A 14,983-nucleotide genomic window follows, 5' to 3' on the forward strand; every position below is an offset into this window, starting at 1 on the left:
TGAATGCCAGCCTAACGGTCAATTTGCTCGATCAACGCCGCCCCGTGCGGCAGTCCACCTGTTGAGGAGGTCCTCATGCTGCTCAATCTAATGGCTGGCCTCCCGGTGACTTTGTTCTGTTTGTTAATGCAGGCCATTTTCGTGACCATATGCCTGCGTTATTACGTGCGATTCAGGCACGTCCAACCAGGTCAAGCATCACATCTGCTGAATATCCTAATGTTGTCTATGGTGATGTTACTAATGTTGCTTAGTAACTTCATGCAGATTGCCATCTGGGCAGCGCTGTTCATGTTTCTCGATGAGTTCGACAACTTCGCCGCTGCGCTGTATCACTCAGGGGTCAACTTCGCCACGCTGGGCTACGGCGATATCATTATGTCCACACGCTGGCGTCTGCTCGGACCACTAGAAGCGGCCAACGGTATCCTGATGTTTGGTGTCTCCACCTCGGTGATGACAGCTGCGGTGATGGATGTCATAAAACACAACATGGACAGGTTACAACATCGCGAACGTCCATAGGCGAGACAGGGAAAAGCTGTAATCGGCCTAGAAACAGTCACTCATCAAAGTATCAGCGTTGACTGGATTGAGGGTTTTTTTGGGACCTAGTACTTGTGATGAGCGGTGGAACTCGGGAGCACCCCATATGAATCAGGCGCTGACGAAGAAACTATGGGATCGACTCGGGCTGGTCTCAATACTGGACACGATAACCCGGCTGAGCCGCTTAACCTGAACCGCCGTATACCGAACCGTACGTACGGTGGTGTGAAAGGACGGCGGATATAAATTCGCCTCCTACTCGATCCTGTAGAAAAGCATGTCCGCGCTGGCGATCAACTACCAACCCATGACCACGATGTACTTTGGCCCGAGTTGTGAGCTTAAGCGTCCACATAGGAGTGCCTGCAAATAAGAATCCATCAGGACTTGTGATTGTCGTTGGTTTTCGTGTGAGCCAGTTGATAAATGTGATTAACCATCGCGAAGAAGATGCCTGTGGATAAACCGTACATGAGGATCCCGGTCACGCCCTCAATTGGCGCGAACAACCGCCATGGCTTTATGGCCCAGACACCCAACAGTTGCAGCAATGGAGGTGTCGCTTCAATCTAGTCGATTGACGGCAAGGCAACTAGGACGCGTGAAAGTCGTCGACCTTCGGAAAGCATCCTTCGCTCCCCTTGAACGCCATTTTCTCGAAAGGAGGACTGCAGGTGACAGCCATCCAACCGCGCCTTGGGGGGCGTACAACCCCAACATTTCGAGCACACCATGTCGGACTCGAAGGGCATGAATCGCTCGGGTGGTTTCCACTGAGAATGCCGGCATCTGGATAGATTTGAGAGCATCGTGCGTCTTCGTTCACCCATGCAAAAAACGACCTAGACTTAAATTCAGCTACGAAGATCAACGAGTCCAGGAAGACTGGTACCTGCGGTCGTTGCAGTAAAAAAAAAGCAGTTTCGCGCACATACGTCACTGGTTGAGCAAACCGTGGTCAGTGTCAGCCAAGGATGGTCTCAGCGGCGACAAACTGGGAGGCTTCCTTGTGGAATTTTCTGGTTAGCATCAAAACGGTGAATTCCTGGAAGAAACTCCGGTGAGTGACTCATGGAAAGCTTTTTTCGCGCCGACACCCTTGGCGCTAAAGTTCGCAATCAAGACACTTCTCGCCGCGGAACTGGCGCTTTGGCTGGCGTTTCGTTTCGATTTGCAGGAGCCGCTTGATGACCGTCTTCATCGTGTCCCAGCCTTTGTCAGGGATGGTGGTGTCGAAAAGCATCTTCCGCTTGGCAGGCACGTTGGTTGGCGCCGTCATGTCGGTGTTGATAACGGGTCTGTTCGCGCAGACCCCTTGGCTCTTTCTGCTGGCGATTTCTCTATGGTTGGGGCTGTGTACCGTCGCCTCGACCAGCCTGCATAACTTCGTTTCCTATGCCTTCGTGCTATCCGGCTATACCGTGGCGATTATTGGTTTACCGACGCTCAACCAGCCGCTGCATGTGTTCGATCAAGCCGTTGCCCGCGCCACTGAAATCAGTCTGGGAATTATCTGCGCATCATTGTTCAGCGCTTTGATCTGGCCGCAGCGGGTTGAACAAAATCTTGAAAAACAAGCACGCATGACCTGGCTGGCCAGCATGCAGGCCGCAAAGATAGAAATCAGCACCGCAGTACGCGAAACCAAAACCTTGCTTGCTGCGCTGAGTAAGATTGTCGCGACGGATGTGCTGCGCGACCATGTTCGGTTCGAAGGTTTTCGTGGACGCCATCGCGCGCGGGTGTTGCGCGTGCTATCGCGCGAGTTGCTTGGCCTGTTGCGCACGGCACGGGGCGTGGCGCTTCAGCGTAATCTGCTATCAACTGAAGATATTCAGCGCTTGCAACCTTGCCTTGAGCAGGTCGCCGAGCAGCTTGAGCAACCAAACGCTGTCGCGATTTCAATCCTGCGCGATCGCTTGGCGCAAGCTTCGGCGCAAGAACAGCGCTCCAACGTCGTGCGGTGTTGTCTGGACCGCTGTTCAGCACTGCTGCTCAACTCCACAAGGGCTGAGCAATCAATGTCGGCGGTTACCAGCGGCGAGAGGGTCGCTGGTGATCCGGGTACTTTATCCTGGCACCGAGATGGGATGCAGTCTCTGTTCTATGGTTTGCGCAGCACCTTGGTTGTGCTTGGGCTTTCGGCCTTTTGGTATGCCAGCGCTTGGCCATCCGCAATTGGGGCAATCGTGCTATCGGCCGTTCTCTGTAGCTTGTTCGCCAACCGCGAGAATGGGGCTGCCATCGCCATGGGTATGGTCCGCGGCTTCCTCTATGCAATCCCGGTTGCGGCTATCGTTACACAATGGATGTTGCCTGAATGGAGTGGTTTTCCACTGCTCTGTCTAGCCCTCGGTGTGCCGTTATTCCTTGGTGCGTTGGGGGTAGCCGAACCACGTCTGACGCCAACGCCCACGGCGTTTGTCATGCAGTTCATTATTCTGGTGTCGCCGAGCAATCAGATGCATTACGACTTCTCCGCATTACTCAATTCGGCAGTAGGGTCACTGGTAGGGGGATGCTTCGCGGTGCTCGTCTTTCGTTTGTTAACCCTGCCATCGGGCTGGTTTAACCGACGACTGCTCAACTCGGTCTGTAATGATCTCGCTCGACTGACACGCTATCCCTTGGCACAGGCTGACAACTGGTTCGGTGGGCGCATGGCGGATCGCCTGCTACGTTTGGCTCAACTATCACCTGGAGGTGATTCGAAACATTGGAATGATGGACTATTGGCTATGGATCTGGGTAATGAGTTGATTCAGTTACGTACTTGCTTGAACGATGCAGACAGCAGTTTGCGTAACGAGTGTGACTGGTTCCTGGCACAGCTTGGCCAGCTGTTCGCATTCGGCCCGGTCCCTAAAAGCGCTCTTCTATTAAGCGACCTGAGTCAGCATCTCAACAAGGCATTGCAGCGCACCCATTCGCAAGCCTCGCAACTGGCGCAAGCATCATTGGTTGAAATTCAGACACTCTGGAAGCATTGGTGCCAGCGGGAGGACGAATGTGGGATTGCATGAGTGGTCATGGGGCGGAGTGTATCTCAGTCCTCTGTTGGTCTACGCGGTTCTGGCACTCGGCCTGACCTTCGGCGTGTTCTGGCTGCTGGAGTTCACGCCTATATGGCGATGGGTCTGGCACGATGCGTTATTTGAGTGCGCGGTGTTCATATTGATCTTCGTGACAATCACCTGGACCCTCTCAGGTTCGTAGAGTGTGTAGGGCATAAAGAGAAAAACTATGCGTATCTATGTTCGCGTATTGTTCACCGTCCTGGTCGCTGGCGCCGCCGTACTCGCGGCGATCTGGTTATGGAATTTCTACATGCTGTCGCCCTGGACACGTGATGCGCGCGTAGGCGCCGATGTAGTGGTGATTGCACCGGACGTGTCGGGTTGGGTCACAGAACTACCCGTTCAGGACAATCAGCAAGTGAAGGCCGGCGACTTATTGATGCGTATCGATCGAGATCGCTATCAGGCAAACCTGAATTATGCAAAGGCAGTGGCCCAGACTCACCATCAACAGTTTTTGCAGCGCAGCAACGAATCTTTGCGGCGAAGTAAATTGGGCCTCACCGCCATTAGTGCCGAAGACAAGGAAACAGCGCAACTCAACGCCTCGATTGCTGGCAGTCAATATCAGGAAGCGCTGGCCCAGGTGAAGTTGGCCGAATTGAACCTGTCGCGCAGCGATGTACGTGCGCCGCGCAACGGCCAGGTGACGAACCTTCGGTTGACCCGAGGCAATTATGTGCAGGCCGGACAGGCCGTCATGGCAGTGATTGATCAGCAATCATTTTACGTCACGGCTTACTTTGAAGAGACCAAACTACCCAGGATTCACTTGGGTATGTCGGCACGAGTCCTGCTGATGAGCGGCGGGGTCCCTTTGGAGGGTCGAGTTGAGAGCATCAGTAGCGGTATCACCGACAGCAATACGACACCCGATCATCAGTTGCTGGCCAATGTTCAGCCAACGTTCAACTGGGTCCGGTTAGCGCAACGAATTCCCGTACGGATTAAACTGGTTAAAGTGCCTGCCAACACTCACCTTAGCACCGGTATGACAGCCAGTGTGAACATCCTGGAGGGCGCAGAAAAACCTCTAAATTCTCAGTAAACAGTACTGTTACGCCTTGATAGGATAGATAGGAAATCTACAGAGCACTCTTTCTGACAATGATCTCGGCCAGCGCTTGGCGCAACGGCTCGCCAGAGACACGGACGAGACCTGAGAAGGCCGAGTCCAGCTCCAGGATCATTGTGATGCCTCCCGCAACCGCAATAGAACAGAGGCAGAAAACGGCGATCGTCGTGGCATTGCGAGGTGCGAACAAGCCGAAGCTGGAGAAAACAAGGCTAAGCCAAAAGATCAGCAGAATCAGGAACGGCATCGGGATATTGCTGCCACGTTGTTCCGCAAGCAACCAGCTCGCCTGTAACACATCGTCCGACAGCGTGAGAGCCTGTGAGCGCAGCCAGTTCTGTCTGGAATCAGTCGCAACAAGCAGTAGAATCGATTCCTGTGTCGCCTCGATCATCCGGACAGTCGCTTCGCTTGACGGTGACGGTTCCCCAACCGCCGGGAACAACTCCTGCATTTTCGCTTCCGCGTAGGTGCGCAGCTTGGCACGCGCATCATCCGCTTCTGGCCCGTAGCGCTGCATCACGCGGTTGAGGCGGACGATGTCGACGGCGATCCTGGACACTTCACTCGATCGTGTCGAGAACGAACTGTTCGCTGTCGAAATCATCAAGCCGATCACCAAGGCTGAAAGCGTGCCGACAACCGCCGCTGAAACAGAGATTGCATTGCGCGACTCATTGCTGAGGTGATGCTCGGGCAGAGACTGCGCAGCGAAGATCCCGATCATAGCGCCGCCGAAGATAGCTACGAAGGCGATCAGTCCGATAGCTAAATGGTTCATGAGTGAAAATTGCGCATAGCCATCACCTTGGCGTTCATACCGTCGTCGAGAAGGTTTGCGCCGCATGCGAGCAACGCGACCACCGTGGCCAGCAGTCCACACGCTTACATCGTAAGTTGCTCTGATGGAGTGTAGACGTAGGCATAATGTTGGTGTCGCGCGATTTCAGCGCCAAACCTTCTATGACCGCTTGTGGTCATTCTCGACCGGCCGCTCTTGGCCGATAGTTGCCTGTCACAAATGGCAGGTAACAGCATCAGATAAATGTCTCACGAAGGCATGAATGGAATGTAGCGTAAATCCTTTGTTTCAAAGCCCTCCGCCGAAGCGATACTGCCAGACTATGCCAATGACATCGTATTCGCTGCCCGTGCGGGTATGCCCGCCATTACTCGCATTCAGCTTTAGCGAATGGTTCCGGTTCAACGGTAGCGTGAGGGTGCATCCGTAGCGTGTGTTTTCCTGATAATCGTGGTTACCGACTCCATCGACTGAGCTACTCCCGCCAGCGAAGTAGGTCGTATCCAGCGACGCCCAAACACCGTTGCTAAAGGCATAGATAAGATGCCCCTGTACCTGGTAAATCGGGTTCTGGGAAAGTACGTGGTCGCCGAGTAACTCGTCGTTGTCGGTGTAAAAGGTTCCCGCGCCGGATAATTCCAGGGTCACTTGCCCCAGGCGCTTGGAAACCCCAAGTTCAGGCTTGAATGACCAGCGATTGTTGCCGAGATTTACCAGCCTGCTAGCGTCGTATTGGCCGAGCGGCGCCGTGATCGCCAGGCTGACGCCGATAATCACATCTTGTTGATAGCTGGGGAACTCAGCCAGGGACATCGCCGGGGCGCCATGTAAGTTGACCGAGAAGCGGAATCTTGGATCGATCAACCCAGTAACATTACGCTCCTTGGGTTCACCGGCGAGCAGAGCAGAGCCCGTCAATCTTGCCTCAGGCACGACGATATCGAACTTCCCGGAGCGACCCCAGACGTCCAGAGATCTGGCAAAGGCAAACACGACAGTCTTTATGTTGAGCTTGGCATCTTGGAGCGGGATTGACGGGTTGGCCGTCACGCTGCCGTTGAGATCGCTGTAGCCCATGAGCAGGAAATTGATTCCGACCGGCGTATTGGCGTAGGACCTGGGTTCGAGATCCTCTGCGACTGCACCGGGGGCTACTATGATGAGCGAAGCGGACGTGAACCGGACCAACCTGACGACGCGGAGTTTGTGTTTCATTCACATTCGCTCGCTTCCTGTGAGGACCCCAGAGTTCTACGTATTGTTGTAGCGCATCTGCATCCTCTCGAGCACATCCGACAGCGAATAATCACCAAGCATAGCGTCGACTCCTTTCGATAAAAAGTACAAGCATAGTACCGGCAGTGCCCCTGTCAGGCAGTTATTACGGCTTGCTTAGAAATTGCTACAAAGCGAAGAAGTTGCAGCGGATTAGCCAGTCTGGCTGGGGCGTTGGGGGAGAGCTACGCCCAATCCATCATTGGGCCAGCTTCACTCAGCTTGTAACTGGTCTCGCTCAGCAGGTACGACGTCGGAGCCTAGAGCTGGAGACGGGAAATCACTCAGGTGTCATGAGTACCGCGAGTGTCATCTAGATGAACTCCTCATTCCGGTCGATCGTGTCCAGGGCGCCGCGCACATTGTCGCCAACGTCGGCCGATCCGCGCATCTCCACCCAGTTCGAAAGCTCCAGGATGGCAGCCTCAAGGGCGAGTTGGTTTTCGTTGATCTTGAAGAGCAGGGAAGGGAGCAGATCTGAGTTTGGCATAGCGAATCCTCCGTGGAGTTTTCAGCGTAGCAGCAGGATTTCTCGGATGCTAATCGGGGGTGTTGGCAGGATGCGGGAAGGCGGGGAAAACGGGATAGTTTTGTAACGCCACCCGAAAAGTTTTGTAACGCTTCGGGTGTGGTCGGATTTTCGCCAAACCCCAGAAACGAAAAAGCCCTGAAAAATCAGGGCTTTGTCGTACAAATATGGCGGAGGCGATGGGATTCGAACTCATGGACCTGTTACAGTCGACGGTTTTCAAGACCGTTGCCTTAAACCACTCGGCCACACCTCCGTATTGCGTTGCGGGCGCCATAATACCTGAATGAAACACACTGTCAAACTCTCTGCGTAGCTTGTTGCAGGGGGTCTGTTATGATCTTTGCGACTGAACGTTTCAAACCAACAGGAGTGTCGCCATGCGCGAACAGGATTACGCAGTTAATAACAGCGTGCAGGCTGAGCAGCTAGAGGTTAGCCGCGTCCTGCGCAACACTTACGGCCTACTCGCTCTCACCCTCGCATTCAGCGGCGTGATGGCGTTCATGGCGCAGCAGATGCGCGTTGGCTACCCGAACATTTTCGTGGTGTTGATCGGCTTCTACGGGCTGTTCTTCCTCACCAACAAGCTGCGCGATTCGGCATGGGGCCTGGTGTCGGCATTCGCCCTGACCGGATTCATGGGCTTCCTGTTGGGCCCGATCCTCAATCGTTACCTGGGCATGCAGGGCGGCGCTGAAGTTGTCAGTTCGGCCTTTGCGATGACTGCGCTGGTGTTTGGCGGCCTGTCGGCCTATGTGCTGATCACCCGCAAGGACATGAGCTTCCTCGGTGGTTTCATCACCGCCGGTTTCTTTGTCCTGATGGGCGCGGTGCTGGCCAGCCTGTTCTTCCAGATCAGCGGCCTGCAACTGGCGATCAGCGCGGGCTTCGTGCTGTTCTCCTCGGTCTGCATCCTGTTCCAGACCAGCGCCATCATCCATGGCGGCGAGCGTAACTACATCATGGCGACCATCAGCCTGTATGTATCGATCTACAACCTGTTCATCAGCTTGTTGCAGCTGTTCGGCATCATGAGCCGCGATGACTGATCACCAGCCGTGAATAAAAAAACCCGCTTCGGCGGGTTTTTTATTGTCTGAAAATCGGCTCATCGATCATCAAGTGGTGCCCGGCAGGGCAATAGCATTCGCTGATGACAATGCTGCAAAGCATTCACAGCATCGGTGGCAACCGGCGCTTGACCGGGGTCTTCTTGACGATCGCGGTGTTGGTTTCGGCGTGGCTGTTGAGGCGGTCGAGCAGGGTGTCCAGTTGTTCCATTGAGCGCACGTGCAGGCGGGCGATGAAGCAGTCATCACCCGTGACCTTGTCGCATTCGGTGAATTCGGGGATGGCCTGGATCTGCCGTTCGACTTCCTGCAACTGGCCCGGAAGCGGGCGGATGCGGACAATGGCCTGGAGTTGATAGCCAAAACATTTCGGGTCTATCTCGACCGTGTAGCCCCTGAGCACGCCGCGTTCTTCGAGGCGGCGCAGCCGTTCGGCGACGCTCGGTGACGACAGGCCGCTGATCTGGGCCAATGCTTTAAGTGAGCGTCGCGAGTCTGCCATCAGCGCGGCGATCAACACTTGGTCAATGTCGTCGGTCATATAAACCTCGTTAGGCAAATGGTTCGATATGCCTTGATAAGAAAGGTAGAAATAGATTTTAGCCTGCTTTTGGCGCTGGAGATGCCTGGCTGAGGATTGGCATAATTCAGCCACTTGCTGAGGAGGTGGATGATGGATAAGTCGATACGTCGTGGGTCGTTTGAAATGACCGCCGCGATGCTGATTTCAGGGACCATTGGCTGGTTTGTGCTGGTGTCCGGGCAACCGGTGCTGGACGTGGTGTTCTGGCGTTGCGTGTTTGGCGCGGTGACCTTGCTGGTGATCTGCGCGGTCCTGGGATTCCTGCGTCCGGGTATTTTGAGTCGCACCACCTTTTTGCTGGCGGTCCTCAGCGGCGTGGCAATTGTCGGTAACTGGGTGCTGCTGTTTGCCTCTTATTCCCGAGCCTCGATCTCGATCGGCACTGCGGTCTACAACGTCCAGCCCTTTATGCTGGTGGGGTTGGCCGCGCTCTTTCTCGGTGAGAAGATCACTGCGCAAAAACTGTTCTGGCTGAGTATTTCGTTTGTCGGGATGCTGGCGATTGTCAGCGCCCATGGCGAGCAGGGCGCCGGCGGCAATGAATACCTGCTGGGGATCGGCCTGGCGTTGGGGGCGGCACTGCTCTATGCCATCGCCGCGCTGATCATCAAGCACCTGACCGGCACTCCACCGCATTTGATCGCATTGATTCAGGTCTGCACCGGCGTGCTGTTGCTGGCGCCGTGGGCGAATATCGCCGCGCTGCCACAGGAATCATCAGCCTGGGCCAGCCTGGTGACACTGGGTGTGGTGCATACCGGGGTGATGTATGTGCTGCTTTACGGGGCTATTCAGAAACTGCCGACTGCCTTGACCGGTGCGCTGTCATTTATCTACCCGATCGCGGCGATTTTCGTCGACTGGTTCGCCTTCGGCCATAGCCTTGAACTGCTGCAGTGGGTTGGGGTGATCGCAATCCTGCTGGCGGCGGCAGGCATGCAGCAGGGGTGGGGCTTTGGTTTGCGTCGCACTGCGGTGCAGTGACTGGCTTTCAGATCTTCCAGTGCGTCGCGGTTTTCCCCAGCCGCTGGTGCATTTCGGCGATGTTGGCCGCCAGTTGGCGGGTCAACAGCCGATAGCCATCCAATGCGCTGTAGACCGGGGCATTGAGTGGCGGGTCGTTATGGGCTCCATCGAGCGGACGTTCGAGCCGCTGGGTGGCGCCGGATTTCAGGGCGCGGGCCATGCCGATCAGTTGCACGCGGATTTGCCGGTGTTCGGGTTTCAGCGCCGACTGCATCTGGGCCATGGCCTGTTCGTCGCTGGCATCCGGTCGGGTGTTGGCGAGGATTTCCAGGGTGCTGACACACATCCGCAGGTGGCGTTGCAAGGTATCCAGTTCGGTCATCGAGATCCGCACCTCCTTGGATACCGATGGCATCAACGAACGCAGTTGCAGCATGACGCCGTTCAACCGGTTCATCAGTTTGTGATATTCGTCGTCGGTGACTGACCGGCCATTGACGATTCGGCTGTAGATCGCTGCACAGTCGCGCAGTGCGCTGGCCAGGTTGTAACGCCAGGAATAGACCGCATACAGCGGCAAGGCAAAGGAGAACGCCAGGGCCAGGGCGATGCCGATCAGGATGTCGACCGTGCGCCAGAGGCCGTCGGTCACCGGGTTGTCGCCGTGACCGGCGACGATGAACACCGTGATCGCCGACAGGAGCGCGGTATAGCCGCCCTTGCCGATCGCATGGTAGGAGAAGAAACCGCAGACCACCGACATGCCCAGATAGGTCAGCCATGGCATCCCCAGCCAGGCATGCTGGGCCACCAGCAACAGGCCGACCCCGGCACCGATCAAGGTGCCGTAGGCTCGCTCCTTGGCTTTCTTGCCGATATTGCCGTGATGTTGCAGCCCGCCGATCACTACCAGCATGGTCACCGAAGCCCACTCGCCATGGGGCAGGTTGATCCCGCTGGTCAGCAGGATAGTCGCCAGCAACCCCAGTGAGACCCGCACCGCGTGGATCAGTCGGGCATGGCGATAGCGCCGATAAGGGTCCAGCAGCGGACGCAGGAATCGGCGCAACAGCGCGGGCATTGGAAATGATCGCAGGTAGCTTATCGGGCTCAGGTGCTGTCCTCCAAAGGCGCTCTCAGAATAGGTAATCGGTGGTCAAGAAGGTCGACTCGCGATTACGGATGATATCGCTGATGAGTTCCTTGTTGCTCTCCTGGAACTTGGTCGCGACCAGGGTGCGGATCGAAAATACCCTGAGTGCATCATGGACCGAGAGCGTGCCTTCGGCCGAGTTTTTCCGGCCATTGAACGGGTAGGTGTCCGGTCCGCGCTGGCACTGGGCGTTGATGTTGATGCGGCCGACCTGATTGGCGAAGGTGTCGACCAGGTGTCCGACCTCGGTGGAGTTGGTGCCGAAGATGCTCAGCTGTTGGCCGAAGTCGGATTCCAGGACGTAGTCGATCACGGTTTCCAGGTCGCGGTAGGGAACGATCGGCACCACCGGGCCGAACTGCTCTTCCTGATACACGCGCATCTCGGTGGTGACCGGGTAGAGCACGGCGGGATAGAAGAACGAGCTTCGGGATTCGCCGCCGTTGGCGTTTACCACTTTGGCGCCTTTGCTCACGGCATCCGCCACCAGCGAGTGCAGGTAATCGACTTTGCTCGATTCCGGCAGCGGTGTCAGCGCCACGCCGTTTTCCCAAGGCATGCCCGGTTTGAGGGACTTCAGCTTCTGGTTGAATTTCTCGATGAAGCTGTCGACCACGTCCTCATGGACGAAGAGGATTTTCAAGGCGGTGCAGCGTTGACCGTTGAACGACAGCGAGCCGGTCACCGCTTCATTGACGGCGTTGTCCAGGTCGACCTCGGGCAAGACGATGCCGGGGTTTTTCGCATCCAGGCCCAGGGCGGCGCGCAAACGGTGAGGTCTTGGGTGCAGTTTCTTCAGGTCACTGGCAGCTTTGTTGGTGCCAATGAAGGCAAAGATATCGATCTTGCCGCTGGCCATCAGCGCGCTGACGGTTTCGCGGCCGCTGCCGTAGATGACGTTGATCACCCCGGCCGGGAAGCTGTCGCGAAAGGCCTCCAGGAGCGGGCGAATCAACAGCACGCCGAGCTTGGCCGGTTTGAACACCACGGTGTTGCCCATGATCAGGGCCGGGATCAAGGTGGTGAAGGTTTCGTTCAGCGGGTAGTTGTAAGGTCCCATGCACAGCGCCACGCCCATCGGTACGCGGCGAATCTGGCCGAGGGTGTCCTGTTCCAGCTCGAAACGGCTTGAGCGACGGTCCAGTTCCTTGAGGGCGTTGATGGTGTCGACGATGTAGTCGCAGGTGCGGTCGAATTCCTTTTCCGAATCCTTGAGGTTTTTGCCGATCTCCCACATCAGCAGCTTGACCACCGCTTCGCGTTGTTCGCGCATGCGCCCGAGGAAGGTTTCGACATGGCGGATGCGCTCGGCGACGCGCATCGTCGGCCATTCACCCTGACCTTTGTCGTAGGCCCGCACGGCGGCATCCAGGGCGGTCAAGGCGGTGCTGGCGTCCAGCAGCGGAGTGCTGCCGAGGATAACTTGTTCATCAGCGTTGTCACCGGCCAGGTAGACCGGGCTGCGCACCTGCGCGAGGGGGCCGGGCCAGATCTGCAAGGTGCCATCGACCAGGTATTCGCGTTGTTCGATCCGGCCATCGAGGCGGTACTTTTCCGGAATGTCGGCGGCGGCAGGAAACAGCTGGCTGAGAAGGTTATCTGTGGTCATGGTGCTACCCCGTATGGATTGGGTGATGCAGACAAGAATTGTTATCGCGGAGCTTTGGCTGAGGGTCAAGGTTTTCAGGCAGTTCGCTGTGCCCCTCGATCGACTTTGCTGAATCGTTTTACCTGATTGCGACAGGGGTTGTCATGCGCCATTTATCCAAGTCTGTTCGACTCTAGCTCAATGCCGCCCTGAGAGGAGGGCGCAGGCTACTGAAAACACTGTTGATCATTGACACTGAGCAAGTCGTTCCCCGGCAATCCTTGTCGCGGTTTTTTGTCGCGCAGGGTTCATTTCCCTTGAAACGGCAAGCGCATATTCCCGCGTGCCGGTTAAACTTCGGGTTTTCACAAGGAGTTCACATGAGTTACTACCAGCCGGGCATCCTCGCCACTCCAGTACCGCCGCAGGCACGTCATTTGTTTTTTACCCTCGAATCCGTCGAAGCACTGCCGGCGGCGATCGACAAATTGCTGCAGCTGGTGGACGGGAAAGCCGCGGTAGTCGGTTTCGGCGAGTCACTGGTAAGGGCCCTTGGCGGCCGGATCGATGGTCTGCGGGCGTTTCCGGCGATGGCCGGAGTCGGCGTGGATAACCCGTCGACCCAACACGCGCTCTGGTGCTGGTTGCACGGCGAAGACCGTGGCGAGCTGCTGCACCGCAGTCGCGCCATTGAAATGGCATTGGCCCCGGCCTTGCGCCTGGTGCAGATGACCGAGGCCTTCCGCCACAAGGCCGGGCACGATCTGAGCGGTTACGAAGACGGCACCGAAAACCCCCTCAACGAAGCGGCCGTGACGGCAGCCTTGGTGGGCGAGGGCGTTGATGGCCTGCATGGCGGCAGCTTTGCGGCGCTTCAGCAATGGCAGCACGACCTGGATGGCTTCGCCGCGCTGCCGGCCGAGGAACAGGATCACATCATCGGTCGGCGCAAGAGCGACAATGAAGAGCTTGAAGACGCACCGGCGTCCGCTCACGTCAAACGTACCGCCCAGGAGAGCTTCGCCCCTGAAGCCTTCGTCGTGCGCCGTTCGATGCCGTGGCTGGAAGGTGAGCGCGCGGGCCTGATGTTCCTTGCCTTCGGCTATTCCCTCGATGCCTTTGAAGTCCAGCTGCGGCGCATGAGCGGTCTGGAGGACGGCATCGTTGATGGCCTCTATCGGATGAGCCGGCCGATTACCGGTGGCTACTACTGGTGCCCGCCGCTCAAGGACGGTTATCTGGATCTGCGGGCGTTGCGGATTGGCTGAGTGAGGCAGTTGCGGACCGAATACCTTCAGGGCGTGTTTATGCCCAAAAGATCGCAGCCTGCGGCAGCTCCTACGCCAACCGAGTACACCCGTGAACTCTCGGGTGTACGGCAATCCCCCGTAGGAGCTGCCGCAGGCTGCGATCTTTTGATCTTCGCCCAGGCGATCCTTACCCGTATCGATGCCGTTGACGACTGGCGGCTCTTGTCAGAAAAACCCGACAGGAGTACAAATGTACTCCATGACGACTTTAAGCCCCCGCCGTACTGCCATCCTGACCTTTATCCGCGACCGTATCGCGCAGCAAGGCCAGCCCCCGAGCCTCGCCGAGATCGCCGAGGCCTTTGGTTTTGCCTCGCGCAGTGTGGCGCGCAAGCATGTGGTGGCTCTCACCGAGGCCGGTTTCATCGAGGTCAACGCCCATCAGGCGCGGGGTATCCGGCTGTTGAACCAGCCGCCCCGGCCCGAGCTGCTGGATGTTCCGGTGCTGGGGCGGGTGGCCGCCGGGGCGCCGATCGGGGCCGATGCGCAGGTGCACAGCCGGCTGATGCTGGACCCGGCGATGTTCTCGCGAACCCCCGATTACCTGCTGCGGGTACAGGGTGATTCGATGATCGAGGACGGCATTCTCGACGGCGACCTGGTGGGCGTACGGCGCAGCCCCGAGGCTGAAAACGGCCAGATCGTGGTGGCGCGGCTCGACGGTGAAGTCACCATCAAGCGTTTTGAACGGGTCGCCGGGAGTGTGCGCTTGCTGCCGCGCAACCCGGCCTATGCACCCATCGTTGTGCGCGCCGATCAGGACCTGGCCATCGAAGGGGTGTTCTGTGGCCTGGTGAGGCAAGGGTGATGGGCGCCGTCGTTGCTCTGGACACGCTGTTCAATGGCGGTCAGGTCTGGAAGGGCCGGCCCGCCGCGCCGCCGGCCAGTCCTCAACCCACTGGCCATGCAGCGCTGGACGCAGCCTTGCCCACTGGCGGCTGGCCGGAGTCGGCCCTGACCGAAATCCTCATCGCCGGGCCGGGCGTCGGCGAGTTGCGGCTGG

At 57.3% G+C, this 14,983-nt stretch carries 13 protein-coding genes, 1 tRNA gene and 3 pseudogenes; 10 read left to right on the forward strand and 7 right to left on the reverse strand.

Annotation, left to right across the window (positions count from 1 at the left end; translation table 11 throughout):
- Nucleotides 1-75 precede the first annotated feature (75 nt).
- From F8N21_RS20060 to F8N21_RS20085, 5 genes and pseudogenes are all read left to right on the forward strand, one after another.
- Nucleotides 76-525, forward strand: coding sequence for a potassium channel family protein (locus F8N21_RS20060; RefSeq protein ID WP_150643761.1), 450 nt, complete (start codon nucleotides 76-78; stop codon nucleotides 523-525).
- Nucleotides 526-631: 106 nt separating this feature from the next.
- Nucleotides 632-742, forward strand: a pseudogene (locus F8N21_RS31035) (maturase); the annotation flags it as partial.
- A gap of 867 nt (nucleotides 743-1,609) precedes the next feature.
- A pseudogene (locus F8N21_RS20075) lies at nucleotides 1,610-3,572 on the forward strand (FUSC family protein).
- Nucleotides 3,559-3,765: a DUF1656 domain-containing protein gene (locus tag F8N21_RS20080; RefSeq protein ID WP_150643762.1), complete on the forward strand. Its 207-nt coding sequence runs from the start codon at nucleotides 3,559-3,561 to the stop codon at nucleotides 3,763-3,765. The pseudogene F8N21_RS20075 and the gene F8N21_RS20080 overlap by 14 nt, the downstream one beginning before the upstream one ends.
- A 27-nt stretch (nucleotides 3,766-3,792) precedes the next feature.
- On the forward strand, nucleotides 3,793-4,674 hold the full coding sequence (locus F8N21_RS20085; RefSeq protein WP_150643763.1) for an HlyD family secretion protein: 882 nt from the start codon (nucleotides 3,793-3,795) through the stop codon (nucleotides 4,672-4,674).
- Between the two features lie 37 nt (nucleotides 4,675-4,711).
- Here F8N21_RS20085 and F8N21_RS20090 read toward each other — a convergent pair whose 3' ends face one another.
- The 4 genes from F8N21_RS20090 to F8N21_RS20100 form a co-directional block, all read right to left on the reverse strand.
- Nucleotides 4,712-5,548, reverse strand: coding sequence for a hypothetical protein (locus tag F8N21_RS20090; protein ID WP_150643764.1), 837 nt, complete (start codon nucleotides 5,546-5,548; stop codon nucleotides 4,712-4,714).
- Between the two features lie 243 nt (nucleotides 5,549-5,791).
- Complete coding sequence (locus tag F8N21_RS20095; RefSeq protein WP_150643765.1) at nucleotides 5,792-6,718, reverse strand: transporter; 927 nt, start codon at nucleotides 6,716-6,718, stop codon at nucleotides 5,792-5,794.
- Between the two features lie 373 nt (nucleotides 6,719-7,091).
- Nucleotides 7,092-7,268 (reverse strand): hypothetical protein, encoded by a 177-nt coding sequence (locus F8N21_RS30525; RefSeq protein ID WP_191624361.1) that lies wholly within the window; start codon nucleotides 7,266-7,268, stop codon nucleotides 7,092-7,094.
- Nucleotides 7,269-7,475: 207 nt separating this feature from the next.
- Nucleotides 7,476-7,563, reverse strand: a tRNA-Ser gene (locus F8N21_RS20100).
- A gap of 124 nt (nucleotides 7,564-7,687) precedes the next feature.
- Between F8N21_RS20100 and F8N21_RS20105 the strand changes: the two genes are divergently transcribed.
- The gene (locus F8N21_RS20105; RefSeq protein WP_150643766.1) at nucleotides 7,688-8,359 is read left to right on the forward strand and encodes a Bax inhibitor-1/YccA family protein; all 672 of its coding nucleotides are present in this window, start codon (nucleotides 7,688-7,690) and stop codon (nucleotides 8,357-8,359) included.
- A gap of 124 nt (nucleotides 8,360-8,483) precedes the next feature.
- Here F8N21_RS20105 and F8N21_RS20110 read toward each other — a convergent pair whose 3' ends face one another.
- On the reverse strand, nucleotides 8,484-8,921 hold the full coding sequence (locus F8N21_RS20110; protein ID WP_150643767.1) for an Lrp/AsnC family transcriptional regulator: 438 nt from the start codon (nucleotides 8,919-8,921) through the stop codon (nucleotides 8,484-8,486).
- Between the two features lie 132 nt (nucleotides 8,922-9,053).
- Between F8N21_RS20110 and F8N21_RS20115 the strand changes: the two genes are divergently transcribed.
- Entirely contained in the window at nucleotides 9,054-9,947 is an 894-nt protein-coding gene (locus F8N21_RS20115) for a DMT family transporter (RefSeq protein WP_150643768.1), read from the forward strand.
- Nucleotides 9,948-9,954: 7 nt separating this feature from the next.
- On the opposite strand, the gene F8N21_RS20120 is transcribed toward F8N21_RS20115, so the two are convergent.
- Both F8N21_RS20120 and F8N21_RS20125 read right to left on the reverse strand, forming a co-directional pair.
- The gene (locus F8N21_RS20120) at nucleotides 9,955-11,010 is read right to left on the reverse strand and encodes an FUSC family protein (protein ID WP_191624362.1); all 1,056 of its coding nucleotides are present in this window, start codon (nucleotides 11,008-11,010) and stop codon (nucleotides 9,955-9,957) included.
- 55 nt (nucleotides 11,011-11,065) lie between these two features.
- Nucleotides 11,066-12,691, reverse strand: a complete 1,626-nt coding sequence (locus F8N21_RS20125) for an NADP-dependent glyceraldehyde-3-phosphate dehydrogenase (RefSeq protein ID WP_150643769.1) — start codon at nucleotides 12,689-12,691, stop codon at nucleotides 11,066-11,068.
- Between the two features lie 359 nt (nucleotides 12,692-13,050).
- Between F8N21_RS20125 and F8N21_RS20130 the strand changes: the two genes are divergently transcribed.
- From F8N21_RS20130 to F8N21_RS20140, 3 genes and pseudogenes are all read left to right on the forward strand, one after another.
- Complete coding sequence (locus F8N21_RS20130) at nucleotides 13,051-13,938, forward strand: Dyp-type peroxidase (protein ID WP_150643770.1); 888 nt, start codon at nucleotides 13,051-13,053, stop codon at nucleotides 13,936-13,938.
- 232 nt (nucleotides 13,939-14,170) lie between these two features.
- The gene (gene lexA, locus F8N21_RS20135; protein WP_150643771.1) at nucleotides 14,171-14,788 is read left to right on the forward strand and encodes a transcriptional repressor LexA; all 618 of its coding nucleotides are present in this window, start codon (nucleotides 14,171-14,173) and stop codon (nucleotides 14,786-14,788) included.
- Nucleotides 14,788-14,983, forward strand: a pseudogene (locus F8N21_RS20140) (DNA lesion error-prone repair protein ImuA); the annotation flags it as partial. The gene lexA and the pseudogene F8N21_RS20140, both read left to right, overlap by 1 nt.

Source organism: Pseudomonas fluorescens, from assembly GCF_902497895.1.
Taxonomy (GTDB): Bacteria; Pseudomonadota; Gammaproteobacteria; order Pseudomonadales; family Pseudomonadaceae; genus Aquipseudomonas; species Aquipseudomonas fluorescens_BP.

Coding starts and splice junctions, on each gene's coding strand:
- F8N21_RS20060 (WP_150643761.1), top strand. CDS start 76: ATGCTGCTCAATCTAATGGCTGGCCTCCCGGTGACTTTGTTCTGTTTG.
- F8N21_RS20085 (WP_150643763.1), top strand. CDS start 3,793: ATGCGTATCTATGTTCGCGTATTGTTCACCGTCCTGGTCGCTGGCGCC.
- F8N21_RS20090 (WP_150643764.1), bottom strand. CDS start 5,548: ATGCGGCGCAAACCTTCTCGACGACGGTATGAACGCCAAGGTGATGGC.
- F8N21_RS20095 (WP_150643765.1), bottom strand. CDS start 6,718: ATGAAACACAAACTCCGCGTCGTCAGGTTGGTCCGGTTCACGTCCGCT.
- F8N21_RS30525 (WP_191624361.1), bottom strand. CDS start 7,268: ATGCCAAACTCAGATCTGCTCCCTTCCCTGCTCTTCAAGATCAACGAA.
- F8N21_RS20105 (WP_150643766.1), top strand. CDS start 7,688: ATGCGCGAACAGGATTACGCAGTTAATAACAGCGTGCAGGCTGAGCAG.
- F8N21_RS20110 (WP_150643767.1), bottom strand. CDS start 8,921: ATGACCGACGACATTGACCAAGTGTTGATCGCCGCGCTGATGGCAGAC.
- F8N21_RS20115 (WP_150643768.1), top strand. CDS start 9,054: ATGGATAAGTCGATACGTCGTGGGTCGTTTGAAATGACCGCCGCGATG.
- F8N21_RS20120 (WP_191624362.1), bottom strand. CDS start 11,010: ATGCCCGCGCTGTTGCGCCGATTCCTGCGTCCGCTGCTGGACCCTTAT.
- F8N21_RS20125 (WP_150643769.1), bottom strand. CDS start 12,691: ATGACCACAGATAACCTTCTCAGCCAGCTGTTTCCTGCCGCCGCCGAC.
- F8N21_RS20130 (WP_150643770.1), top strand. CDS start 13,051: ATGAGTTACTACCAGCCGGGCATCCTCGCCACTCCAGTACCGCCGCAG.
- lexA (WP_150643771.1), top strand. CDS start 14,171: ATGTACTCCATGACGACTTTAAGCCCCCGCCGTACTGCCATCCTGACC.